General features: G+C 74.3%; 7 protein-coding genes. 1 reads left to right on the forward strand and 6 read right to left on the reverse strand.

Features of this window, described 5'->3' with window-relative positions; translation table 11 throughout:
- The 6 genes from ACFQ4G_RS21685 to ACFQ4G_RS21710 form a co-directional block, all read right to left on the reverse strand.
- The coding region (locus ACFQ4G_RS21685; RefSeq protein ID WP_379041090.1) for a prepilin-type N-terminal cleavage/methylation domain-containing protein at window positions 1-382 on the reverse strand (382 nt) is incomplete at its 3' end.
- Entirely contained in the window at window positions 375-800 is a 426-nt protein-coding gene (locus ACFQ4G_RS21690; RefSeq protein ID WP_238208629.1) for a type IV pilus modification PilV family protein, read from the reverse strand. The genes ACFQ4G_RS21685 and ACFQ4G_RS21690, both read right to left, overlap by 8 nt.
- Window positions 797-1258: a pilus assembly FimT family protein gene (locus tag ACFQ4G_RS21695; protein WP_238208628.1), complete on the reverse strand. Its 462-nt coding sequence runs from the start codon at window positions 1256-1258 to the stop codon at window positions 797-799. The genes ACFQ4G_RS21690 and ACFQ4G_RS21695 overlap by 4 nt, the downstream gene beginning before the upstream one ends.
- Complete coding sequence (gene gspG, locus ACFQ4G_RS21700) at window positions 1258-1698, reverse strand: type II secretion system major pseudopilin GspG (protein WP_238208627.1); 441 nt, start codon at window positions 1696-1698, stop codon at window positions 1258-1260. The genes ACFQ4G_RS21695 and gspG overlap by 1 nt, the downstream gene beginning before the upstream one ends.
- An 82-nt stretch (window positions 1699-1780) precedes the next feature.
- A complete protein-coding gene (locus ACFQ4G_RS21705) occupies window positions 1781-2995 on the reverse strand; it encodes a type II secretion system F family protein (protein ID WP_238208626.1) in 1215 nt (404 codons plus the stop codon).
- Window positions 2995-4749 (reverse strand): GspE/PulE family protein, encoded by a 1755-nt coding sequence (locus tag ACFQ4G_RS21710; protein ID WP_238208625.1) that lies wholly within the window; start codon window positions 4747-4749, stop codon window positions 2995-2997. The genes ACFQ4G_RS21705 and ACFQ4G_RS21710 overlap by 1 nt, the downstream gene beginning before the upstream one ends.
- 134 nt (window positions 4750-4883) lie before the next feature.
- On the opposite strand from ACFQ4G_RS21710, the gene ACFQ4G_RS21715 reads away from it, so the two are divergent.
- On the forward strand, window positions 4884-5645 hold a 762-nt coding region (locus ACFQ4G_RS21715), incomplete at its 3' end, for a hypothetical protein (protein WP_379041094.1).

A 5645-nucleotide genomic window follows, 5' to 3' on the forward strand; every position in this document is an offset into this window, starting at 1 on the left:
GCCCTCGCCCCTCCACGAGGTCGAGGCCGGCCGCACCCGGCACGGCCCGCAGGTCGAGGCGCTGCTCGGCGTCGCGCTCCACGTCGCGGTTGGCCGCGAGGAGCCCGGAGAGGCCGTCGGAGCCTCCGGCGAAGGGCGGCAGGGTGCCGTCGGGACGGCGCCCGGCGAGATCGCCGAGGGTGCGGCGCAGGTGGTCGCGCACCGCCTGGACCTCCTCCGCGCCGGCGAAGCGCGCCGAGACCCCGGCGATGGTGCCGGTGAGCGACAGGGCCTGGGCCAGCATCACCCCGATCAGCGCCGCCAGGGCGAGGGCGACCAGCATCTCCACCAGGGTGAAGCCCGCGCAGTCGCCGGCTTCGGGGTCGGGTGCGGGCTCAGCCACCGTAGCCCCCCGCCACCAGGGTGACGTAGACGGGCCGCCCCTCCGGGCCGCCGCGGGTCAGGCGCACCCGCCACAGGGGCGGCAGCCGCGGCCAGCCGAGGCCCGGGCCGACATCGGTGACGCTCAGGGTCCAGGGCTCGCCGTTGGAGAAGGTGCCCTGCTCCAGGCCGGCGCGCAGGCCGGTGGCGGTGCGCAGGGCGACGATCCCCTCCGCCTCGTCGGCGACGATCTCCGCGGCCGCGAGGCGGCCGAGGCCCGCGCTCGTGCCGCCGCCGATCTGAAGGGCCATCATCAGGCCGAGGGCCACGAGGGCGAAGGCCACCAGCACCTCCACCAGGGTGAAGCCCTCCTGATCCTCTTGGGTCTCTTGGGTCTTCCGGGTCTCCCGGCGGCCCCGGACCTCGGCGCGGGCGCTCACGGCGCGGCCTCCACCCGGTGGGCGAGACCGACCAGGGTGCCGACCACGAGGATCTGCCCTGCCCTGCCCCGCGCGAGGGTGATGCGACCGCCGCTGGCGCTGCCGTCGGACCGGAAGCGGATCTCGCCCGGCGCATCGTGCCTGCCGCGCGGGACGTCGACCCGGACGGAAGCTCCCACCGGGATCGGCGCCGCGCCGGGGCGGGAACTGAGGAAGCGGTTTGCGGAGGGCTCGAAGGCGAGGCGCGTCGTCCGGCCGGTACGCACGGCCTCGCCGCGCAGGAGGTCGATCTCCGCCCGAAGGGTCTCGGCGGTGCGCTCCAGGCGGCGGGCCGGCAGCACGGCGTCGAGGGCGGGGCCGGCCGAGACGGCGGCCAGGGCCAGGATCGCCAGCACCACCAGCATCTCCACGAGGCTGAAGCCGTCCGCCTCGAAGCGGCGCCGGAGGCGGCACGCCATCAGTTGCTCGACGCGTCGGCATCCTCGCCGGTGCCGCCGGGCTGGCCGTCGCGGCCGAGGGTGTAGACTTCGAAGGGGGTGCCGGAGGGCCCCGGACTGCGGTAGAGGTAGGGCCGCCCCCAGGGGTCGGTCAGGCCCTTGGCGTCGCGCACGTAGGGACCCTGCCAGTTGACGCCGCCGGGCGGCGCGACCAGGGCGGCGAGACCCTGGCGCGGATTGGGATAGCTGCCGGCATCAAGGTAGTAGAGCTCCACCGAGCGGGCGATGTTCTTGGCCTGCACCTTGGCGGAATCGCCCTTGGCCCGGCCGAGATAGCCGAGCACCTGCGGCGTCACCATGGTGGCGATCATGCCGATGATCGCCAGGACCACGAGCAGCTCGACCAGGGAGAAGCCCTCCTCCCCTGGTGCTGCCGGCGCTGCCGCTCGCGTATCGCTCATGGGCCCTGGACTCCGTCGTCGTTCAGGCGGGAGTCTAGGACCGGCGGGTAAAGATTGCCTTCCCGGCCGGGACTGCCGCAGGTCACTGCGCCAGTTCGCCGACGCTCAGGATCGCGCCCATCACCGACATGATCAGGCCGCCGATCAGGCCGCCGAGGATCACGGTGACGAGCGGGGTGAGCAGGGCGAGCAGGCGGTCGATGCGCTCCCGGGTCCGGGTCTCGTGCATCTCGGCGGCGTGGATCAGCACCGGGCCGAGGCGGTTCACCTGCTCGCCGCTGGCGATGAGGTTGAGGGTGGAGGGCGCGTGCGGCCGGAGCAGCGCGAGGCCGGAGGCGAGGCTGCCGCCCTCGGTGAGGCGGCGGGCGGCCTGGTCGAGGGCGGCCCGGAACAGGTGGTTGCGCGCCAGGGGCCGCGTCGCTGCCACCGCCTCGGGAATCGGCACCTGCGCGTTCAGGAGCGTGCCCATCACCCGGCAGAGGCGGCCGAGCTCGGCCCCGACGACGATCTCGCGCACGAGAGGGAGCCGCAGCGCCCAGCGGCTTCGCGCCGCCGCGAAGCCGGGCCTGCTCCAGGACCGAATGAGAAGGATCGCCAGCAGGACCGTCCCTGCGAGGAGATGGGGCCACCAGGCGGCGAGGCCGTCGCCGAGGGCGCCGGCGGCGCGGATCGCGAAGGGCGGCGGCCGGCCGGTGCCCTCGAACATCGGCGCGAGGGCGGGCACGAGGATTCCGACCACCATCGCCACCGTGCCGAGCGCCATCAGCATCAGCAGGCTGGGATAGACCATCGCCGAGGAGAGGTGGCGCCGCACGGCGTCGCGCCGGGCGAGCGATTCGGTCAGGCTCGCGATCACGTCGACCAGGGTGCCGGTGGCCTCGCCGGCACGCATCGCGTCGATCATGTCGCGCGGGAAGGCCGCCGGATGCGCCGCCATCGCCTTCGAGAGGGAGGCGCCCGCCACCACCCGTTCCAGCAGGTCGCCGAGGACGGGCTTCATCGCGGCCGAGGCCTGGCGCTGCACCAGACGCAGTCCCTGGTCGACGGTGAGCCCGGCGCTGAGCAAGGTCCCGAATTCCTTGAGGAATCCGATGCGGGCGCCGTCGTCGACGCGGTCGCGCCCGAACAGGTCGCGCTTCCAGAACGGCATGCCACCGGCCGCCGCCGGCTCGATGGCGAAGACCCGCAGGCCGTCGGCGCGCAGGTCCGCCACCGCCCGCTCGCGCCCCCGCGCCTCGATCCGCCCGGCGCGCATCCGCCCGGCCGGATCGTAGGCCCGGTAGCTGAAGGCCGGCATCAGACCATGTCCTCGAAGATCTGGCCCTCGAACACCCGGCCGATCTCGTCGAGGGTGGTCTCGCCGGCCAGCACCTTGGCGCGGGCGGTCTCGGCCAGGGTCGCCATGCCGGCGGCCCGGGCGCGGGCGGTGAGGGTCCCCTCGTCGGCGCCGGCGCAGATCATGGCGCGCAGCTCCGCGTCGAGGGTCATCACCTCTGAGACGACGCTGCGCCCGCGATACCCCGAGCCGTTGCAGGCCGGACAGCCGCAGGCCCGGCGCAGGCGCAACGGCGATCCGTCCATCGGGCGACCGAGGCGGATGCGCTCTTGCGGAGTCGCCTCGCCGAGGGTCGCACAGGCATCGCAGACCCGGCGCACCAGGCGCTGGGCGACGACGCCGTTCAGGGTCGCGGCGATGAGGAAGGGCTCGACCCCCATGTCGATGAGGCGCGTCACCGTGGCGGGCGCCGAATTGGTGTGCAGGGTCGAGATCACGAGGTGGCCGGTGAGCGAGGCCTGCACGGCGATGCGCGCGGTCTCGGCGTCGCGGATCTCGCCGACCATGACCACGTCCGGGTCCTGGCGCAGGATCGAGCGGAGCGCCGCGGCGAAGTCGAGCCCGATGCCGGGATGGGCCTGGACCTGGTTCACTCCCGGCATCCGGTACTCCACCGGGTCCTCGACGGTGACCACTTTGAGGTGGGTCCCGTTGATCCGCCGCAGGGCGGCGTAGAGCGTCGTGGTCTTGCCGCTGCCGGTGGGGCCGGTGACGAGGACGAGCCCGTTGGGCCGGCGCGTCATCGCGTCGATCTGGCCGATGGCGGCCTCGTCGAAGCCGAGCCCGGAAAAGTCCTCCACCCGGCGCGAGCCGTCCAGCACGCGCATCACCACGCTCTCGCCGTGGGCGGTGGGCAGGGTCGAGATGCGCAGGTCGATGTCGTGGCCGCGATCCGCCACCTGCATGCGCCCGTCCTGGGGCAGGCGCCGCTCGGCGATGTTGAGGCCGGCCAGGATCTTGATGCGGGTGGTGAGCGCGAGCTGGACGGATTTGGCCAGCCGCTCGGATTCGACGAGGACGCCGTCGACCCGGTAGCGCACCCGGACGTCCGCCTCCTCGGCCTCGATGTGGATGTCCGAAGCGGAGAGCTCGAAGGCCTTGCGCACCAGCCGCGCGGCGAGACGCACGATCGGGGCCTGGCTCGCCACGTCCTGAAGCCGGGCGAGGTCGCCGTCGAGGACCGCGCCATCGGCCTCCTCGGCCTCGCTGTCGCCGTAGACGGCCCGGTGCGCCCGCTCGAAGGCGCCGGGGCCGACGAGGCGCAGGGCGACCCGCCGGTCGGTGAGGTGGGCGAGCGCGGCCGGCGTCTCGGCGTCGAAGGGATCGACGACCGCGACGGCGAGCTCCCCGTCCCGGTCGGACAGGGGCAGGATCCGGGCCCTGGCGGCGTAGTCGCCGTCGATGGCCTCGGGCAGCACGGGCTGGGTCGGGATCTCGTCCTCGCGCAGGAAGCCGAGGCCGGTGGCGTCGGCCAAGGCCGTCACCAGGGTTGCCTCGTGCAGGAGGCCGCTCTCCGTCAGCAGCACCGGCAGGGGGCGCCGGCCCGGCCGGTCGAGGGCGGCCAGCGCCTGATCGAAGCCTGCCGCGTCGATGGCCTGGGTCCGCACCAGATAGTCGAGGAAGTCGCGGGCGGCGTCGGTCCCGCCGCGTTCCGGCGCACGGCGGTCGGGCCGCGGGCGGCGCGGACGGCTCTTGGCGGCCCAGATCGAGAGCATGCGGCAGGTCCGGTTCCACGGCAGGTTGAGGCGGGAGCCGACGACCTGCGCGACTTAAGGCAAATGAAACCACCGGAACGGTAAAGATTGCGTCTCGCCGCCCCGCTTCGCGCGGCCGATTCCGGAGTAATCCCGTGAGCGGATACGTCGCCGGCCTCGCCGAGGCCGGCCAGAGGATCGAGGCGGCTCTGGCCTGGTGGGCGGCGGAGCTCGGCGGCGTGGTCGGCGCGGAGAGCCGCCCTGCGCCGGCCCGCAGCGACCTCGCCTTTTACCTCGGCCCCCCCGGCGCGGACCAGGCCCTCGTCCTGGTGGACCGGCGCGCCGAGCCGCCCCGACGCTACACCCTCGCCGCGGAGATCGACGACTTGCCCGAGCGTCTCGCCGCGATCCGCGGCACGGGGCGCAAGGCCGTTTCGGTCTCGGTCCTGGTCGATCCGGCCGCCTGTTTCCTGCGCAGCCTGCACCTGCCGGCCGCCGCCCTGCCCCGGATGCGGGAGGTGCTGGCCCAGGAACTCGAGGCGGCGACGCCTTTCCGGGTCGCCGGTGTCCATGCCGACTGGTTCGTCGAGGGCGAGGACGAGACCGGCCTGCGGGTCCGTCACGTCGTCCTGAAGCGCGCGCGCCTCGATCCCGTGCTGGCCGTGCTGGCCCGGGCCGGGCTGCAGGTGGCGACGGTCGGCGTCGGGACGTCCGAGGACCGGGCGCTGCCGGTGGATCTCCTCAGCGGCGGCGGCCGTCCGATCCCGCGCATGCTGCGGGGCGTGACCTGGGGCGACGGCGCCGCCCTGGCCCTTTCCGGCCTCCTCGCGCTCGCGGCCTTCGGGCTGCTGCGCACGCACCAGGAGGCGACCCTCGGCGCTCTGGAAACCGCCACCGTCGATGCGCGCCGGGCCGCC

The organism is Methylobacterium marchantiae, from assembly GCF_042679825.1.
GTDB classification, from domain to species: Bacteria; Pseudomonadota; Alphaproteobacteria; order Rhizobiales; family Beijerinckiaceae; genus Methylobacterium; species Methylobacterium marchantiae.